We start from the raw sequence: 17,975 nt of genomic DNA, 5'->3' as shown, positions 1-17,975 counted from the left end.
ACTGGGGCGAGCCGCGAGGCGCGCCCCTTTTTCGTGGCTAGACCAGGCCGGGGCCTTCGATCTTCAGCACGGGGGTGAAGGCCGGCCGCCGCTCCGGCAGGTCGACGATCAGCCCGCCGGCCTCTCGGCGGAAGGGCAGGGGATCGCTGCCGCCCAGCAGGGTCACGCGCCGCACCTCGCCCGGCGAGCCCTTGCTTTCCTTTGGCGCCAGGCTCTCGATCTTCAGCGCCGCCTCCGGCCAGGCCATCGGCAGGGCATAGAGCGCGCCGGCCTTGGTGGTGAAGCGGATGTCGGCGGCCTCGAACGGCTTGGCGCCGCCCTCGTTCTGCATGCCCTCGACCAGCTTTGTCGGACCCTCGCCGAATATGCGCCAGGGGCGGGTGGCGTAGATCGCCTCGCCATTGACCGCGATCCAGCTGGCCATGTCGGCCAGAACCTTCTCTTCCTTGTCGTCGATCGAGCCGTCGCCGCGCTGAGGGATGGACAACAGCAGGCAGCCGTTCTTGCTGACCACGTCGATCAGGCGCTGGATCACGTCGCGTCCCGACTTGTAGCCGCCGCGCGCGTACAGCGGCCGGCTATAGTGCCAGTCGCCGATACAGGTGTCCGTCTGCCACGGCTCGGGCCGCAGACGGTCGGAGAAACCGCGCTCGACGTCCTCGACGATGGCCCGGCGCTGCGGGGGCGACAGCTTCTTGCCCGTCACCACCACGTCGCCGGCATGGCGGTTGTAGTAGTGCGCCGTGGCGTCCAGGCCCGCCTGGCCCAGCGGCAGGCCGTAGTTGTCGAAATAGACCAGGTCGGGCCGGTAGCGATCGACCAGGTCGTTCTGGCGATCCAGCCAGTTCTTCACGAAATCCGGATTGTTCGGCGGCGGCGTCTCGATCCACTCGCCGTCATGAGCGGCGTGCCAATCATTGGCGGCCTGGACGCTATCGATCCCGTCGGGGATGACCATATTTCGTCCTGTGTAGAGCGCCTGCGGATCCAGCCCCCGCCACCACTGACCCTTGCCGCTGGCCTTGGTGAGCTGGAAGGCGTCGTAGCGCTGGCCTTTGCGCGGGCCTTCGGCGTCGTAGCCATAGGCCGTCTGCCACCAGTGCCAGGCGTGGGCGCCGTGGTTGGAGACTCCGAACTTCAGGCCATGAGCCCGCGCGACCTTGGCCCAGGTCCCGACGATGTCGCGCTTGGGGCCGACCCGCGTGGTGTTCCAGGCGTGGTGGCGACTGTCGAACATGTCGAGGTTGTCGTGGTGGTTGGCCATCGACATGAAGTACTTCGCGCCCGCCGCGACGTACTTCTTCATCAGGTCCTGCGGGTCCCAGGCCAGCGCCTTCCAACGCGGGATGAACTGCATGAATCCGAAATCGGCCGGGTGGCCGTAGGTCTTCAGGTGGTGCTCGTAGACCTTGTTGCCTTGCTGGTACATCTGACGGCCGTACCAGTCGCCGAACTCGGGCACGCATTGCGGCCCCCAGTGCGACCAGATGCCGAGCTTGGCGTCCCGGAACCATTCCGGGACCTTGTAGCCGGCGGCCAGCGAGTCCCAGGACGGCTGGAAACGCGGAGCGGCGAGCGCGGGAGAGGCGGCCAGGACGGCGCCGGTGGCGATCAGGTCTCTCCGGGTGATGGTCATGTTCGCGCTCACCGAACCGGGCTCAGCCGCACGACGCCGCCGCCGCTGGGGGCGAGCGTAAGGGTTAGGCTGCTCTTGCCTGTGACGGTCTGGGTGCGGGTCTTCAGCGAGGTTGGCTCGGCGCCGTCCTCGCGGATATCGGCCTTGAAGCTGCCGCTCCCCAGGAACCCCAGCGGCGCCTTCACCGTCCGGCCGGTCTCGTTGGTCATGGCCCCGACCCACCAGTCGTCGCCCTTGCGGCGGGCGATGACGATGGACTGGCCGATCTCGCCCGACAGCACGCGGGTCTCGTCCCAGCTGGTCGGCACGGCGCTGATGAAGTCCAGCCCCGCGGGCGAGGCGGCGTAGGTGATGGGGCTGTCGCTGACCATGCTCAGCGGACTGTCGTAGACGACGTACATGGCCAGAGCCTGGCCGCGCGTGGTCTGCACCGTCGGCAGGATGAACTGGTCCTTGAAATCCTTGGGCGCGACGTTCCGAAATCCGCCGGGCGTATAGTCCATGGGCCCCAGCAGCATGCGGGTGAAGGGTAGGGTGACGTTGTGGGTGGCGGTGATCCGTCGACTCCACTTGTTGTACTCCGCGCCCAGCACGCCCTCTTGCGTGACATAGTGCGGATAGGTGCGGGTGAGGCCCGTGGGGCGATAGGCGCCGTGCAAGTCGACCATCAGCCTATGCTGGCCGGCCTTGGTCAGCAGGCGGTGGTAGTAGTCGACGATCTGCTGGTCGTCGCGGTCCATGAAGTCGACCTTGATACCCTTCACGCCCCAGGCCTCATAGGCGGCCAGGGCCTCGTCCATCTGGGCGTCCAGCGCCTTCCAGTGGACCCACAGCATGATACCGACGCCCTTGGCGCGGCCGTAGGCGATCAGGTCCTGAATGTTAATTTCAGCTATCGGCTTGGTGACATCCGTGCCCGGAAGAACCTTCGGCGCCTGGCCCGAGCCGGCGTACCAACCGTCGTCGATCAGCATATATTCCAGCTTGTTGGCGGCCGCGAAGTCGATGAAGCCCTTCATCGTCGCGTCGTTCATCCCCTCGGCCCCCGCGACCTTGGAGCCGTTCCACCAGTCCCAGGCCGCCTTGCCGGGCTTGATCCACGACGTGTCGGTCAGAGTGGTCGGCGGATTCAGGCTGGTCATCAGGTTGGAGCCGACCAGGTCGCCCGGCGTGTCGCCGACCATCACCACCCGCCAGGACGAGACGGTGTCGCTCCCGATCCGGGTGGTCACGGCCGTGGACGGATCGTCCAGGCGCGGCGACAGCTGGGCTTGCAGACCCGGGCCGCCGTCGCCCCGGCCGGTCAGGTAGAGGCCGGCCCAGTTCTTCAGATCCGCCTCGGCGAGGGCAAAGGCGGCGGTCTTGGTCTGGCAGACCACCGGCAGCTCGTAGAGCGCCGAGGCGCGGAAACTCTTGGCCTGGATGGGGTCGTACTCGCCCTCGTGCGAGGTGCCGAAGCGGCCCAGGTTCAGCGCCCAGCAACGATCGTCACCGGCGATCTCGAACTTGGTCTCCTCACCGCGCACCGCCACGCCGGCCAGATTCGGCTGGTCGGGCAGCACGTAGCGGAAGGCGACGCCGTCATCATAGGCGCGGGCGATGACTATCAGCCGCCGCCGCGAGCCGCTCGCTTCAAGAAATTCTACGGTCGTCTCGGCATAATGATCACGCACCGTGCGGGTCTTGCCGACCACTAGCTCATAGGTTTCGTCGACCTTGTGCGTGCTGGCCGAGGCGATCTTCAGGTCGCGCGACAGCAGCCCGCCCTTGTCCAGCAGCAGACCCAGGGGCGAGGGCCCGACAAGGGTCTGGCCATTGAACTTCAACGAGAAATTGGCCTGACCGTTTTCGTCCGATATGCGGATTTCTGTCTGGCCACTTGGCGAGGTGACGACCTGTTCGGCCGCTGGGGCCGGCCCCGCGGCGGCGCTCGCCAGGGCGACCGCTGTTAGCGCTGTCAAAAAGTAAGCCGACGAGTTCATTAGGAGTTCCCAACCCGATCTTCTTCTGTGTATTTATCATACAAACTAGACGGCCTATGGATCGGCGTCCAGGGGTATGACAACGTTGTCCTAGCCGTGCTTGGCGGCAACGAAAGAAGAGTTGGGGAGTATGAACACCAGGACCCTGTGCGTCGCCCTGTTGGCGTCGACCTTTCTGTCTGGCGCCGCGATGGCGCGGACCGGCCCCCAGAATACGGCCAACCCCGCCAACTGGCCCGCGGCCAAGAGCCAGGGCCTGGTCGATCCCGCGACCGAAGCCTTCGTCGACGGCCTGCTGTCCAAGCTGACGCTGGAAGAGAAGGTCGGACAGCTGATCCAGGCCGACATCGGCCAGATCAAGCCCGAAGAGCTGAAGACCTATCCGCTGGGCTCGATCCTGGGCGGCGGGAGCTCGCCGCCGCTGGGCGCGCCCGACCGTTCGCCGCAAAAGCCGTGGGTCGACACCGCCAAGGCTTTCCGTGACGCTGCTGCTCTCCGCGAGGGTGGTGTGCACATCCCGCTGATGTTCGGCATCGACGCCGTCCACGGCAACAACAACGTCGTCGGCGCGACCCTCTTCCCGCACAACATCGCCTTGGGCGCGGCGCGTGATCCCGAACTGATCCGCCGCATCGGCAAGGCCACCGCGTTCGAGACCTCGGCCGCCGGCTTCGACTGGGCGTTCGGCCCGACCCTGGCTGTTCCGCGCGACGACCGTTGGGGCCGCGCCTATGAGGGCTATTCGGAAGACCCCGCCATCGTTCGCCAATATGCCGGTGAGATGATCTTGGGCCTGCAGGGCGCCGTGTCCCAAGGTGGGGTCATCCAGCAGGGCCACGTGGCGGCCAGCGCCAAGCACTTCCTGGGCGACGGCGGCACCGAGAATGGCGTCGACCAAGGGGACACCAAGGTGTCGGAGGCCGACCTCGTCCGCCTGCACGCCCAGGGTTACGTTCCCGCGATCAACGCCGGGACCCTGACGATCATGGCCTCGTTCAACAGCTGGAACGGCGTCAAGATGCACGGCAATAAGAGCCTGCTGACCGACGTGCTGAAGGGCAAGATGGGCTTCGACGGCTTTGTCGTCGGCGACTGGAACGGCCACGGCCAGGTCACGGGCTGCAAGCCCACCGACTGCCCGCAGTCGATCAATGCCGGCCTCGACATGTTCATGGCCCCCGACAGCTGGAAGGCGCTTTACGCCAACACCCTGGCCGAGGTGAAGTCGGGCGTGATCCCGATGGCACGCCTTGACGACGCCGTCCGCCGCATTCTGCGGGTGAAGGCCAAACTTGGTCTATTTCAGGCCGCTCGTCCCTATGAGGGCCGCGAGGGCGTGATCGGCAATGCGGAGCACCGCGCCGTCGCCCGCGAGGCGGTGCGCAAGTCGCTGGTCTTGCTGAAGAACAACGGCGTCCTGCCGGTCAAGGCCAACGCGAACGTGCTGGTCGCCGGCTCGGGCGCGGACGACATCGGCAAGCAGTCAGGCGGCTGGACCCTGTCGTGGCAGGGCACGGGCAACACCAATGCCGACTTCCCCAACGCGGAGTCGATCTATGCCGGCGTGAAGACCGCGGTCGAGGCCGGCGGCGGTAAGGCGACCCTGGCGGTCGACGGCGCTTTCGAGCAGAAGCCGGACGTCGCCATCGTCGTCTTTGGTGAAAATCCGTATGCGGAGGGTGTCGGCGACCTGAAGACCACGCTGGAGTACCAGCCGGGCGCCAAGACCGACCTGGCCCTGCTCAAGAGCCTGAAGGCCAAGGGCGTCCCGGTGGTGGCGGTGTTCCTCACCGGTCGTCCGCTGTGGGTCAATCCCGAGATCAACGCCTCGGACGCCTTCGTCTCGGCCTGGCTGCCGGGCTCGGAAGGCGGGGGGATCGCCGACGTGATCATCGGTGATGCGGCGGGCAAGCCGCGCGCGGACTTCCACGGCAAGCTGTCGTTCAGCTGGCCCAAGACCGCCGCCCAGTTCAGCCTGAACAAGGGCGACAAGAACTACGATCCGCTGTTCGCCTACGGCTATGGCCTCAGCTACGCGCGGCCGGGGAAGGTGGCGAAGCTGTCGGAGGTCTCGGGCGTCAATGCCGCGGCCGACAACGGCGGGGCCTATTTCGTCGGCGGCAAGCTGGCCGCGGGGTTCACGTTCAAGGCTTCTCCCTCGACCGCGGCCCAGGTCGCGCCGGTCGACGCGGGTAACGTCCAGGAGGCGGGCCGCCAACTGACCTTCTCGGGCGACAAGCCGGCCAAGGTGTCGATCGTTGGCGACACGCCGGCGGATCTGAGCTTCCAGACCAATGCCGAGATGGCGCTGAGCTTCGAGTACCGCCTGGACGCCGCCGCGACCAAGCCGGTGATCCTGGCCATCGGCGCGGGCAAGCTGGACGTCACCCCGCCGCCCGGCGCGCCGACCGGCCAGTGGGCCAGCGTCAAGATTCCGCTGAAGTGCTTCCAGGCCGCCGGGACCGACGTGACCAAGGTCACGGCCCCGTTCGACCTGGGCACGGCCGGAACCTTCCAGGTCTCGATCGCCAACGTGAAGCTGACGGCCGATCCGGCCGGGGCGGTCTGTCCGCCCAAGGCGCAGTAGTTTGAACTAGTCCAAACCCCAACCCCGTTTCCCCGGCGAAAGCCGGGGCCCAGATCATAGGGCTGAGTGGAGCCGGACTGGTCCAAAGCTCAGGCTGTAATTGGGTCTCGGCTTTCGCCGGGAAGACGGGGTTTGGGAGGTAAAGAAGGAAAGACCCATGCGGCTGAAAGCTCTGATCCTCGCCACCGCATTGGGCTTTGCCTCCCAAGCCATCGCCGCGCCGCTAGCCTCCGTCTTCAGCGACCACGCGGTGTTGCAGCGCGACCAGCCTATCCGGGTGTGGGGTCGCGCGGCGCCGAACACGGCGGTCAGCGTCGATCTCTCCGGGACTGGCGTCAGCGCCACGGCCGATGCGCAAGGCCGTTGGAGCGCGGTGCTGCCGGCGCGTTCGGGTGGTGGTCCGGCCCTGACCCTGACGGTCCAGGCGGGCCCTGAGCGCCAGATCGTCTCCGACCTGGTCATGGGCGACGTTTGGCTGTGCTCTGGCCAGTCGAACATGGAATATCCGCTGCGCCGCACCCTGGCCGGCGACAGCGAGGTGGCCGCCGCGGCCGACCCCGATATCCGCCTGCTGCAGACCGGCAAGATCAGCACGCCCGCGCCGCAAGACGACCTGCCGGCGGGCGTCGTCTGGAAGGCCGCCACGCCCACGAGCGCGGCCGAGTTCAGCGCCGCCTGCTTCTTCCTGGGCAAGGACCTGCGGAAATCCACGAACGTCCCGATCGGCCTGATCGACGCCACCTGGGGCGGTTCGGTGATCCAGGACTGGATCAGCCGCGAGGGCCTCTCGGCGCTCAAGACCTATGACGAGGGCCTGGCGGTCCTCGACGATTACGCCCGCGACCCGGCCGTGGGCCAGGCTAAGTGGGCGGCGCTGCTGGACCGCTGGGCGGCCGCCAAGCTGGGCGCGGCCAATGACGGCATGCGTTCGGACCTCGACGACCGGGCCTGGAAAACCATGCCGATGGAGGCCTTCTGGGAGGACTCCACGCCGGCGCTCAAGACCTTCGACGGGACCATCTGGTTGCGCACCGAGGTCACCCTGACCAAGGCCCAGGCCGCCCAAGGCTCGACCCTCGCCTTGGGCCCCGTGGACGACATGGACACCACCTTCGTCAACGGCCGCGAGGTCGGCGCGACGCAGAGCTGGAACGGGCCGCGTAACTACAGGATCGCGCCGGGGACCTTGAAGGCCGGCCGCAACCTCATCGCTGTCCGCGCCATCGACTCCGGCGGCGGCGGCGGGACCTGGGGCAAGGCCGCCGACAAGGGGCTGAAGCTGGACGACGGAGCGGTCGTCCCACTCAGCGGAACCTGGCGCTACAAGATCGCCGCGCCGCTGTCGGAGACGTCCCTGCCGCCCAACGCGCCATGGCTGGGGGCCAGCGGCCTCTCGACCCTGCGCAACGGCATGATCGCTCCTCTGGTCCCGTACGGCCTCAAGGGTTTCGCCTGGTACCAGGGCGAGGCCAATGTCACCGAGGCTGGCGAATATGCCCGCCTGATGCCGGCCATGATCGCCGACTGGCGAAAAGCCTTTGGCGCGGAGGCGTTCCTGCTGGTGCAGCTCGCCGCCTTCGGTCCGCGGAAGCCAGGCACGGACCATTCCGACTGGGCCGCTCTGCGCGACGTCCAGCGCCGGGTGGCGGCCGCCGATCCGATGGTCGGCATGGCCAGCGCGGTCGACATCGGCTCGCCCTACGACATTCACCCGGCCGACAAGACGCGGGTCGGTCAGCGCCTGGCCCTGCTGGCGCGCGAGCTGGCCTATGGCGAGGCCGTCGTGGCTTCGGGCCCCGCCCCGCTTTCAGCCCGCCGTGAGGGCGCCGACGTGGTGGTGGCCCTGGACCAGCCGGCCGTGGTCTACGGCGCGGCCCGCCCGATCGGTTTCGAGCTGTGCGATCCGGCGGCGTGCCGGTTCGTCGACGCGAGCGTGGAAGGCGCAACTTTACGCCTCGTCGGCGGCGCTGGCGCGACCAAGGTCCGCTACGCCTGGGCCGACAGCCCGATCATCAACCTGTTCGGCGCGACCGGCCTGCCGGCGACGCCGTTTGAATTGCAGTTGCCGTAGAAAGCTTCAGCACGATTCCTTGGTTAGCCCTCCATTAACCAGCAACTCCTTGTTAGCAATGACATTTCGCTCTCAGTGAGGAGCGTGTCAGTGACCTACGAGGAGCGTCAGGAGTGGATCGAACTGTGGGCGGCCGTGTTCGGCGAGCCGCCGCCGATCGAGGCCGATTCCGGCGTCACCGCCCGTATCCTCGTCCAGCACCTGCCGCCGATCCTCCCCTACGAGCTCAGGTCCCGAACTGAGTGAAAGGCACCCGGTTGAAGAACTCGCGCTCGGCGCCGCGCGGGTCGTCTTCCATCCGCGAGGTGTTGTCGAAGATCATCGTCTGGCGGCGGGGCAGGGTGTAGGGCTCCCACTTGGGCAGGGCGCCGCCGTTCGGATCACCGGTGCGGGCGAAATTGACGAAGGCGTCGCTCATCGTGTTCGACATGGCCACCGACTCCGGGCCCGTGCCGACGATCGAGCCCTTGGCGTCCAGCGTGCCGAACACCAGGCCGATGTCGATGGTGTGCGGCGCGCCGAAGATGCCGCCGTCCTTGGGCGACTTCCAATTGACCTGATAGGCGTAGGCGGGCGCGCCGGCCTTGGCCCGCTCCTCGTCCTGGATGATCGCGGCTTTCCACGAGCGGCCGGCCGTCGAGGCGGCGAAATAGACGTCCGACGGCGAATAGTTCGGATAGGTCTGGCGGTAGAAGGCGATCACCGTCTCGGGATCGATGTCGATGCGGCCGGCGAACTGACTGGGCAGCTTGGCCAGCACCTCGTCCCAGGTCTTGGGGAAGGCCTTGGCGTCGAAGCCGATGAAGCCCTTGGTCTCGTCGTGGGTGTTGCCGCACATCATCGGCACGCCGAGGCCCACGGGTGAGGCGTCGGGGAAGAACGGGTGGCGGGTCAGCGACCGTTCGTCCAGCACCGGACCCATATAGACGCCGCCCTGGCCGGCGATCGGGTCGGTGGCGCGCAGGCCCTCCACCATCTTCTCCAGGGGCAGGGCGCGCAGGGCGGCCAAGTCCTTGGCGCCGACCTTGTCCATGAAGGCCTTGGCGCGCTTGGTGGCGTTGAACGGGCCGCCGGCGGTGACCTGCTGGCCGCTCATGGTGGCGGCGCGATGCAGCAGACCCTTGGCGGCCGGCATGGCCATCAGGGTGGCGATCTTGGCGCCGCCGCCCGATTGCCCGAACAGCATCACCCGTTCGGGATCGCCGCCGAACTGCGCGATGTTGTCCCGCACCCATTGCAGGGCCAGGACCAGGTCCAGCTGGCCGGCATTGCCGCTGTCGGCCACCGACGGGTCATTGAACAGGCGGGCCAGGTACAGGTAGCCGAAGGCGTTCAGGCGGTGGTTGACGGTGACCACCACGACATCGCCGCGCTTGGCGAGTTTCGTGCCTTCGTACCAGGGGCTCGAGCCCGAGCCGGTGTTGTAGGCGCCGCCGTGGATATAGAACATCACCGGCCGCTTGCCGCCGTCGGCCAGGCCCGCTTTCGAGGCTTTGGCAGGAGTCCAGACGTTCAGGAACAGGCAGTCCTCGGACTGCGCCTCATCCTCGCTTTTCCCCTGCGGACAGGACGCGCCATAGGTCAGGGCGTCCTTCACGTCGGTCCAGGGCTGCGGCTTCACGGGGACCGCGAAGCGCCGCTCGCCGCCGGTGTCTTGGCCGTAGCGCAGGCCCTTGAACACGCTGATCTCACCGTCGACATAGCCGCGCACCTTGCCGGCGGTGGTCTTGATCACCGGCGAGCGCTTCTCGGCCGCTAAGCCGGCGCTGGGCAGGGCGGCGAAGGCGGCCAGGGCGGCGGCCCCGGTGATCAGGGTGCGGCGGGCCAAAATACTGGGGTTGGGGGCGGTATCCACTGGGCTTCCTCCGGCGCGTCTAACGCACGATTTGCCTTAGCGGTAGCATGGGTGACACCGGTGACAATCCACTAATTCGGTCGCTATTGGCTAGGCTTACGCGCAGCGCGAGCAAAACGGGGGCGATCGTGTTGGACAACAATCGCGGAAGCTTTTCGAGCCCGCCCGCCCACCGGGGGCAGTGGCGCGGGTGGCCGCGCTACTCGTCGGGGCAGGCGACAGGCTTCAAGGGCTTGATGTCCTGGGCCGTGATGACCGCCCGGCGAGCTGTGATCAAGATGAAATTTACGAACGTAGTCCCCTAGAGCGCCGCCACCGCCGCGGCGTGGTCGGCGATCACGGCCTTGGTCGAGGCGTCGTTGTCGAAGACGCCGTACAGGCCCTGCTCCTCCTGGGGCGGGTCGCCGACGAAGCTCTTGTCGCCGTGTACGAACCAGGCGTCCGGGTGCTGGGCGCGGCCCTCGCCGTTCCAGGCCCAGAAGTTGGTGCCGGCGATCGGGCCGCCCGCCTTCATGTCGTCCAGCGCGAGGCCGTAGATGGTCTTGTAGAAGCGGTCCTTGTCCGCGGTGGGCGAGTTCGGCACGAATGACCGCTCTTCGCGGATCAGGCCGAACTCCTCGATGACCAGCGGCTTGTTCATCGACTTGGCCAGGGCGATGTGGCGGGTGACATAGTCGCGGCACTTGGCCTCGCCGTCGGCATAGGTGGCGGGCTGGTTCTTGACGTCGATCCAGCCCCAGTTGTTGGGCCAGACGTGCAGGGTCAGGTAGTCGATGGTCGCGGGTTTGTGAGCCTCGACCACGCAGGTCTCGCTGTGCAGGCACCCCATGCTGCCCTCGCTGCCGGTGCTGACCAGGTGCTTGGGATCCAGGGTCTTGATGATCGTCGAGACCTCGCTGATCCACTTGTAGTAGGTCGGCAGGTTCTTGTTACCGAACTCATCGGTGCCGCCCGGGCGCGGCTCGTTGGCCAGCTGCCAGGCCATGATGGTCGGGTCGTCGCGATAGGCCTTGCCGGTGACACTGTTCCGCCGCCCGACCAGCCCCATCAGGTAACGACGGAACAGGGCGTTGGCCTTCTGGTCGCCGTAGAAGCGGCCCGAATAGTCCGGGAACTCCGGCCACGGATGGGCCGGGTCGCCTTGCTGGAACCAGGGGCCATTGCCGACCCAGTTCAGATAGGCCGGCATGCCGCCAGACCAGTCCCAGAAGTTGTTGACGTAGATCACCGCCTTCATGTCGCGCGCGGCCATCTCGGCCAGCAGGACGTCCAGGCCCTTCAGCAGGTCCTGGTCGTAGACGCCGGGCTTTTCCTGGAAGGTCGGGGCGACGGCGGCCTTGGCGGGCGAGCGCTCGCCCGCGCCCAGCACCCGCAGGTTGGTGACGCCCAGGGCCTTCAGCCGGTCCAGTTCGCGCTTGAGGCGTTCGCGGTCGCCCGTGGCGCCAGGCGAGCCCAGCCAAGCGCCGTACCACAGGTTCGCGCCGGTAAAGCGGTAGGGCTTGCCGTCCAGGACCAGGCGGCCGTCCTTGACCGCGACGAAGCCTCTAGGCGGGGCGGCCGGTTTCTTGGCTGCGCCGAAGGCCGGCGCGGCGAGCAGGCCGGCGGCCGCGCCGCCCAAGAGAAAGCGTCTGCTGAGCATCCTGGAGTCCCCCGTAACCTTGTTTTACGGGAGCCTAGCCGAGGGCGGGCCGAGGGGAAAGGCGATTAAATAAAGATGATGAAAGAAATGCCGATCTCAGCGCTTCGCTGTGTGAGCGACGGTCCAGTCGACGATCGTCGCGAGCGCGTTCGGGGCGATGGTTTCCTCGATATTGGGGTACTCGCCTGGCGCGCCGGTGCGGGCGGTCTGGAAGAGGTGGTTCAGGTCCGGCAGCACCAGGGTCGTCGCGTCGGCATTGCCGGCCAGGGCCGCCTTGATCGCCGGGATGTTCACCGCCGCCGAGACCTGCATGTCCTTGGCGCCGTTGATCGCCAGGACCGGCGCGCGGACCTGGGCCAGGGCTTGGGCGGGGTCCACCGTCAGGAAGGTGCGATACCAGGCCGAGTTGATTAGGGCGGCGTTGCCCTCGGCCGCCTGCGGATTGCCGCCTCCGGAGAACAGCTTGAGCAGCTGCGGCCTGGCCTTGGCCTCGTCGGGCTCGGCCCGGACGATGGCGTTGGCGGTCTCGACCAGCTTGGCCTGCTGGCTGGCGGCCTTCTCTCCGGCCCCCGAGGACACGTAGATGTCGTGATACTGCCGGGGCAGGACCTGATCGCCGGGCACGCCCGTGCCGGCCATCAGCACGATGAAGGCGAGGCGCGGATCCTTGGCGGCGACCAGCGGCGCGATGATCCCGCCTTCGCTGTGGCCGATCAGGCCGACGCGCGCCGGGTCTATGTCCTTGCGGCCGCGGAGATAAGCGACCCCGGCGGCGACGTCGGTGGCGAAGTCCAGCGTGGTGGCCTTGGCGAAATCGCCGGGCTGCGAGCCGCCGACCCCGCGATCGTCGACGCGCAGCACCGCCACGCCGCGCTGGGTCAGGGCGTCTGCCAGCACCAGGAACGGCTTGTGGTCGAACAGGGTCTCGTCGCGGTCCTGCGGGCCCGAGCCGGTGATCAGCAGGGCCACCGGGAACGGCCCCTCGCCCGGCGGCAGGGTCAGGGTCCCGGCTAGGGTCAGGCCCGAGGCCGGGTTCGTGTAGGCGACATCCTCGGCGCGGTAGGGGAAGGGCGGCTTGGGCGTCTGCGGTCGCTTGGGCGCGACGATGGCCCGCGGCGTGCGCTCCAGCCGCAGCGGCAGGCGTCCGCCGTTCTGCACCCACTCGCCCGAGATCGACTTGCGGTCGGAGGCGACCGTGCCTTCGTAGGTTGCGGCCGGCGTGGTCAGGGTGACGGTCAGCTGGTCGCCGGCCAGGGTCGCGGTCGCTTTCAGGCCGGCCGCCTTCTGGGCCGGACTGTCGACGCTGGCGGTCCCGTCGGCCTGCAAGTGGAAGACCAGCGGCAGCTTCACCCCGACGTCCAGGGTCCCGTACCAGTCGCCGGCGACCGGCGCGATCTGGGCGGAGGCGATGGCGGGCGCGAGCAGGGCGGCGGCGAACGCGGCGCGAGGCAGGAAACGCATGTGGCTCTAGGACTCCCCGGACTTTGGGGGAGGATGATCATGGGGAGAGCCTGGCGTCTACCGTCGCTCAAGGCCATGCCAGATCCGCGAGATCGAGACACTGTCCGCATCGACCTCGTAGCGGATCACATAGCGTGCGCCACCGAATGGCACGACCAACTCCCGGATCCCTTCGCCGACCGGCCGCCCGCGTTCCGAGTAGTCGACCAAGGCTGCGAAATGGACATCCAGGACCGAGATCAACCTCAGCGCGGCATGAGGGTTCTTTTCGAAGAGCCAGTCGTGAAGCCGCTCGATGTCGAGCTCTGCCGCCGCCGAGAAGTAGAGTTGGCGGTGCAGAGGGCTAGCGACGGTGGCGCGCCAGAAGGCGGTCGCGCACTTCGGTCCAGGGGGTCAGCTCGCCCGTGCGCTTGGCTTGATCGAGGATGGCGCGATCGATGGCCGGATCGGGATCAATCGTCGGATTGGCGGCCAGTTCGATTTCGCGATCAATCAGGAGCGTGGCGTAGTCTTCCGGAGACATATCCAAGTGATCCGCCAAAGCCTTCAGCTTTTCGGCTTGCTCAGCGCTAATGTGGATGTCGAAACCGTCGGCCATGGACGAAGGGTCTCGCCCATGGCCTTCGAGGTCAAGATCAGAGATTCAACAGCGCCGGGTCGCCGCCCTGGGCGGTGATGTTGACGCTGGTCGCGCGTTCCACGGCGAAGCGGAGCAGGGCGTGGGGGCCGCCAGCCTTGGGGCCGGTGCCCGACAGGCCCTCGCCGCCGAACGGCTGGACGCCGACGACAGCGCCGGTCATCGAGCGGTTGACATAGGCGTTGCCAGCCGGGACCAGGCGCTGGACGTCGGCCGCGAAGCTCTCGATCCGCGAGTGGATGCCCAGGGTCAGGCCGTAGCGGCGGGCCGCCAGGGCGCCGGCGACCTCGTTGAGGTGCTCTGGCTTGTAGCGGACCACGTGCAGGATCGGGCCGAACACCTCGCGCTCCAGGAAGTCGGCGGCGGGGATCTCGGCCAGGACCGGGGCGAAGAAGGTCCCGTCGGCCGGCGCGGCCAGCGCATGCAGCACCTTGGCCTCCTTCTTCAGGCGGACGTGGTGTTTCTCCAGAGCGTCCTTGGCCTCGGCGTCGATGACCGGGCCGACGTCGGTGACGGCCAGGGCCGGGTCGCCGACGACCAGGGCGTCCATGGCGCCCTTCAGGCCGTCGATGATGTGCTCGGCGGTGTCCTCCGGCAGGAACAGCAAGCGCAGGGCCGAGCAGCGTTGGCCGGCGGACCCGAAGGCCGAGACGATGACGTCGTCGATGACCTGCTCGCGCTGGGCGGTGGTGTCGACGAACATGCCGTTGAGACCGCCGGTCTCGGCGATGAACGGCACGATCGGGCCCTGGCGCTGGGCGAGGGTCTGGTTGATGCGCCAGGCGGTGTCGGTGCCGCCGGTGAAGGCCACGCCGTCCAGGCCCTCGTGGCTGGTCAGGGCCGCGCCGACGGTCTCGCCGCGGCCCGGCAGCAGGGCCAGCAGGCGCGAGTCCAGGCCGGCGGCGTGATAGAGCTTCACGGCCTCGAAGGCGATCAGCGGGGTCTGCTCGGCGGGCTTGGCCAGCACGGCGTTGCCGGCGGCCAGGGCGGCGGCGATCTGGCCGGTGAAGATGGCCAGCGGGAAGTTCCACGGGCTGATGCAGACGAAGACGCCGCGCCCGGCCAGGCGCAGGGTGTTGGTCTCGCCGACCGGACCTTTCAGAACCTCGCCAGCGCCGAACTGATCCTCGGCCAGCGCCGCGTAGTAGCGGCAGAAGTCGACGGCCTCGCGGACCTCGGCGACGCCGTCGCTCAGGGTCTTGCCGGCTTCGCGGGCCAGGATGGCGATCAGGCGGTCGATGTTGCTCTCGAGCGCGTCGGCCATGGCGCGCAGGACCTTGGCGCGGGCCGGGCCGCCGGCCTGGTCCCAGGCCGGTTGCGAGGCGCGAGCCAGGCGGAAGGCCTCGTCGATCTGCGGGATCTGGGCTTCGGAGACCGCGCCGACGGTCTTGTGCTCGTCGGCGGGGGCGACGACCGCCAGCGGCGGGCCGCCGGCCGTGACCTTGCCGCCGACCAGCGGGCCGGCCGACAGGGTCACGCCGTCCAGGGCGGCGACGGCCGTTTCGAGGCGTTCGCGGTCGGCCTTCACCGACAGGTCCAGACCGGCGCTGTTCTTGCGGCGCGGGCCGTAGACCTCGATTGGCGTCGGGATCTTGGCGTGGCGTTCGGGGTGGGCTTCGACGGTGTCGATCGGGTCGGTGACGACCTTCTCGACCGGGACGCGCTCGTCCAGCAGGGCGTGGACGAAGCTGGTGTTGGCGCCGTTCTCCAGCAGGCGGCGGACCAGATAGGGCAGCAGGTCCTCGTGACCGCCGACGGGCGCATAGGCCCGCAGGGTGATGCCGTCATAGAGGTCGTCGGCGGCCTTATACAGAGCCTCGCCCATGCCGTGCAGGCGCTGGTGCTCGATACGGACGCCGGCGTTCTTGGCCATGCGGACCACGGCCGCCAGGGTGTGGGCGTTGTGGGTGGCGAACTGGGCGTAGAGGTGCGGAGCGGCCTCGATCAGGGCCTTGGCGCAGACCAGGTACGACAGGTCGGTGGCCGGCTTGGTCGTATAGACCGGATAGTCCGGACGGCCGGCGACCTGGGCGCGCTTGATCTCGCTGTCCCAATAGGCGCCCTTGACCAGACGGACCATCAGGCGACGGCCGGTCTCTTCCGAGAGCGTCTTCAGACGGGCGATCACCTCGCCGCAGCGCTTCTGATAGGCTTGGACGGCCAAACCGAGGCCCGTCCACTGGCCCAGCTCCGGCTCGCGGCACAGGCGGTCCAACAGCTTCAGCGACAGCGCCAGGCGGTCGGCCTCTTCGGCGTCGATGGTGAAGTTGATGTTGTGACGGGCCGCGATCAAGGCCAGGCGCAGGGTGCGGGGATAGAGCTCCTCCCACACGCGGTCCTCGTGCGTGGCTTCGTAGCGCGGGCACAGGGCCGACAGCTTGACCGACACGCCGTGACCGGCTTCCGGACCGGCGCCCTTCGACAGCTTGCCGACCGTCTGAATCGCGTCGGCATAGGCCTTTTCATAACGTTCGGCGTCGGCGGCGGTGCGGGCGCCTTCGCCCAGCATGTCGAACGAGCACATGGTGTCTTCGTTGGCGGCGCGCTTGATGGCGGCCTCGATCGTCCGACCCAGGACGAACTGTTCGCCCATGATGCGGATGGCCTGGCCGACGGCGGCGCGGATCACCGGCTCGCCCACGCGGCCGGCCAGCTTCTTGATGAAGCCCGGAAGGTCGTTCTTGGCCTCGTCGTCGGGCTCGACGATCTTGCCAGTCAGCATCAGGCCCCAGGTCGAGGCGTTGACGAACAGGCTGTCGCTGCCGCCCAGGTGGCTGGCCCAGTCGGCCGAGCCGATCTTTTCGGCGATCAGCTTGTCGCGGGTGTCGTCGTCGGGGGTGCGCAGCAGGGCCTCGGCCAGGCACATGAGCGCGAGGCCCTCGCGGGTGCCCAGGCTGAATTCCTGCAGGAAGCTTTCGACCACGCCCTGCTTGCGGACGCTGCGGCGGGCGCCGCGGACCAGGGCCTCGGCCTCGGCGCGGACGGCGGCGCGGTCCTCGCTGGACAAGGGCTTGGCGGCCAGCAGGTCGGCGATCACGGCGGTCTCATCGCGATACTTGCCGTTATCCAGGCTGTCCCAATGGGCCAAGTCGGTCATGGTCGGTCCTTCGTTAGAATATCATCGGTCTAACTTGGCTTCGACAGAAGGTGCTTCGTTTGTTGAAGTGGCGGTCCGTATCTTCTTCGGTGAAAGCGCGAAAAACGTTCATCCGCTCCAGCGGGCGCGACCGCGTGACGCGGCAAATGCGCGGCGAGCATGCTCTGGAAGTGGGGAGGCCGAAAGTGGGGAGGGAGGAAGGGGTGCGGCTTTTGGGGGGAGCGCTCGCACCCCTTCCTCTCTTGCGCGACGCCCTGGGGGAGGGGGGATGGGCGTCGCGTAGGTTCCAGACGACCGGTGGCTGACCGGGCCGCTCACGCCTTCAGGAGGAGGGGAGCGCAAGCAGCACTGGAACGATTGGAGGTGTAACGCTAAGCTTGCCGAAGGTGCTACGTTTGTGAGCGCTACTTTTCGAAGCTTCTTCGGGGAAATCGCGCCATGTCCATTTCCGCTCTGGATGACACCGATCGCCGGCTGTTGAAGGTTCTGCAGGCCGACGGCCGCATCACCAACGCCGAGCTGGCCAAACGCTGCAACCTGTCGCCGGCGGCCACCTTCGATCGCGTGCGCCGCCTGCGCGAGCGCGGCTACATCACCGGCTACGCGGCCCTGCTGGACCCGGCCAAGGTCGACCGCGCCCTGCTGATCTTCGTCGAGGTGGTGCTGGAGCGCACGACGGGCGAGGTGTTCGAGGACTTCGCCGCCGCCGTTCGCCGCGCGCCCGAGATCCTGGAATGCCACATGGTGGCCGGCGGCTTCGACTACCTGATCAAGGCCCGGGTGCGTGATATGGAGGCGTACCGGAACTTCCTGGGCGACATTCTGGTCAAGATGCCCGGCGTGCGCGAGACGCGGACCTATGCGGTGCTCGAGGAGGTCAAGAGCACCGTGCAACTGCCGCTCTAGCGCTTTTCCCGCTCCCGGAAGGCCGCGACCTTGGCCCTGTTGCCGCAAGCGCTCATCGAGCACCAGCGGCGGTCGCCCTTGCGGGACGTATCCAGGAACAGAAT

General features: G+C 67.9%; 13 protein-coding genes. 4 read left to right on the top strand and 9 right to left on the bottom strand.

The features are described from left to right. Positions 1-37: 37 nt before the first annotated feature. On the bottom strand, positions 38-1,636 hold the full coding sequence (locus tag ACW173_RS02790) for an alpha-L-fucosidase (protein WP_492083371.1): 1,599 nt from the start codon (positions 1,634-1,636) through the stop codon (positions 38-40). A gap of 8 nt (positions 1,637-1,644) precedes the next feature. Further along, entirely contained in the window at positions 1,645-3,618 is a 1,974-nt protein-coding gene (locus tag ACW173_RS02785; protein ID WP_492083370.1) for a glycoside hydrolase family 97 protein, read from the bottom strand. A 121-nt stretch (positions 3,619-3,739) separates the two neighbouring features. On the opposite strand from ACW173_RS02785, the gene ACW173_RS02780 reads away from it, so the two are divergent. The 3 genes from ACW173_RS02780 (at position 3,740) to ACW173_RS02770 (ending at position 8,522) form a co-directional block, all read left to right on the top strand. Beyond that, complete coding sequence (locus tag ACW173_RS02780; RefSeq protein ID WP_492083369.1) at positions 3,740-6,205, top strand: glycoside hydrolase family 3 N-terminal domain-containing protein; 2,466 nt, start codon at positions 3,740-3,742, stop codon at positions 6,203-6,205. Between the two features lie 157 nt (positions 6,206-6,362). Further along, the gene (locus ACW173_RS02775) at positions 6,363-8,276 is read left to right on the top strand and encodes a sialate O-acetylesterase family protein (protein WP_492083368.1); all 1,914 of its coding nucleotides are present in this window, start codon (positions 6,363-6,365) and stop codon (positions 8,274-8,276) included. A gap of 90 nt (positions 8,277-8,366) precedes the next feature. Next, positions 8,367-8,522, top strand: a complete 156-nt coding sequence (locus tag ACW173_RS02770) for a hypothetical protein (RefSeq protein WP_492083367.1) — start codon at positions 8,367-8,369, stop codon at positions 8,520-8,522. Here ACW173_RS02770 and ACW173_RS02765 read toward each other — a convergent pair. From ACW173_RS02765 to putA, 6 genes are all read right to left on the bottom strand, one after another. Next, a complete protein-coding gene (locus ACW173_RS02765) occupies positions 8,503-10,131 on the bottom strand; it encodes a carboxylesterase/lipase family protein (protein WP_492083366.1) in 1,629 nt (542 codons plus the stop codon). The two genes, ACW173_RS02770 and ACW173_RS02765, sit on opposite strands and share 20 nt — an antisense overlap. 301 nt (positions 10,132-10,432) lie before the next feature. Continuing rightward, on the bottom strand, positions 10,433-11,770 hold the full coding sequence (locus ACW173_RS02760) for a glycoside hydrolase 5 family protein (protein WP_492083365.1): 1,338 nt from the start codon (positions 11,768-11,770) through the stop codon (positions 10,433-10,435). Between the two features lie 96 nt (positions 11,771-11,866). Next, complete coding sequence (locus tag ACW173_RS02755) at positions 11,867-13,231, bottom strand: alpha/beta hydrolase family protein (protein WP_492083364.1); 1,365 nt, start codon at positions 13,229-13,231, stop codon at positions 11,867-11,869. A 57-nt stretch (positions 13,232-13,288) separates the two neighbouring features. Continuing rightward, positions 13,289-13,570, bottom strand: coding sequence for a type II toxin-antitoxin system RelE/ParE family toxin (locus ACW173_RS02750; protein ID WP_492085875.1), 282 nt, complete (start codon positions 13,568-13,570; stop codon positions 13,289-13,291). Between the two features lie 4 nt (positions 13,571-13,574). Then, entirely contained in the window at positions 13,575-13,829 is a 255-nt protein-coding gene (locus tag ACW173_RS02745) for an antitoxin (protein WP_492083363.1), read from the bottom strand. Between the two features lie 37 nt (positions 13,830-13,866). Further along, positions 13,867-16,956 carry a bifunctional proline dehydrogenase/L-glutamate gamma-semialdehyde dehydrogenase PutA gene (gene putA, locus ACW173_RS02740; protein ID WP_492085873.1) on the bottom strand — a complete coding sequence of 1,030 codons (3,090 nt, stop codon included), beginning with the start codon at positions 16,954-16,956 and terminating at the stop codon, positions 13,867-13,869. 447 nt (positions 16,957-17,403) lie between these two features. Between putA and ACW173_RS02735 the strand changes: the two genes are divergently transcribed. After that, positions 17,404-17,871 carry an Lrp/AsnC ligand binding domain-containing protein gene (locus ACW173_RS02735; protein ID WP_454714191.1) on the top strand — a complete coding sequence of 156 codons (468 nt, stop codon included), beginning with the start codon at positions 17,404-17,406 and terminating at the stop codon, positions 17,869-17,871. Here ACW173_RS02735 and ACW173_RS02730 read toward each other — a convergent pair. Beyond that, positions 17,868-17,966: a CGNR zinc finger domain-containing protein gene (locus tag ACW173_RS02730; protein ID WP_492085871.1), complete on the bottom strand. Its 99-nt coding sequence runs from the start codon at positions 17,964-17,966 to the stop codon at positions 17,868-17,870. The genes ACW173_RS02735 and ACW173_RS02730 overlap by 4 nt on opposite strands. Positions 17,967-17,975 lie beyond the last annotated feature (9 nt).

This window comes from Caulobacter sp. ALps2 (genome assembly GCF_058681635.1).
This window is presented reverse-complemented; position numbering and strand designations above follow the sequence as displayed.